Source organism: Ideonella sp. P3_A4 (assembly GCF_056403075.1).
Genome location: NZ_JBFUGE010001272.1, coordinates 1 through 741, shown reverse-complemented (window position 1 = coordinate 741; position 741 = coordinate 1). Strand labels below are relative to the sequence as shown.

Here is a 741-nt window from a genome sequence, read left to right as displayed (position 1 = left end):
CATACGGGTCGGTCGCGCCCGCAAGCTGTTCGTTCCACAGCTGCAGCGCCGCCAGCCGGACGAGCCCCTGCGTGCGGTCAGCGGCCGGCATCGCCGCCATGCCCTGGCGCAGATGGCCTTCCAGCAGCGTGGCGCTGTCGGTCAGGGTCTTGCCCAGCTGCTTCTTGAACTCCGCCGGCACCTGGCCCAGGTCGGCCCCCAACGGCCCGGCCTGCAGCAGCGTGGTCAACGGCGACATCTCCTTGCCGGCGACGCGCTGGGCCAACCGCCCGAAGCGACCAAGCGCAGTGGCCATGCTGGGCTTTTCTGCGGCCGCCAGGTCGATGTATTTGACGAACTTGTGCAGGCGCCGGGTCATGGCGTTGAAGTCCGAGCCCTGGCCGCTTTCGGTGAAGCCGTTGCGCAGCGCCACGTAAGCCGCCTTGAACTCGGGGTGCTGCTCGGCCGCTCCGTCGGCGCGTGCCATGTTGGCCGCGGCGTACTTCAACGCCTGGCTCGCCAGCGTGGCCGAGTCCTCGCGCCCTGCCTTGCCGGCGCCGAGCCTGCCCGCTTCCAGCAGGTGGCGCGCGCCCGCAGCGTTGTCGATCGCCGCGAGCACGTCCTGCGTGGTCTGGTTGCCACCGACGTTCAGCTTGCCGAGCAAGGCAGTCTCGGCGCGCAACCCGAACTTGTAATGCTCGACCACGCGCTCGGCTTGCGCGCGCGCGGGGTCGTTGGCCGCAGGCAGCGTCAGCCCCTGCA

At 70.3% G+C, this 741-nt stretch carries 1 pseudogene; it reads right to left on the bottom strand.

The window, feature by feature from the left end:
- Nucleotides 1-741, bottom strand: a pseudogene (locus AC1DYI_RS37505) (hypothetical protein); the annotation flags it as partial.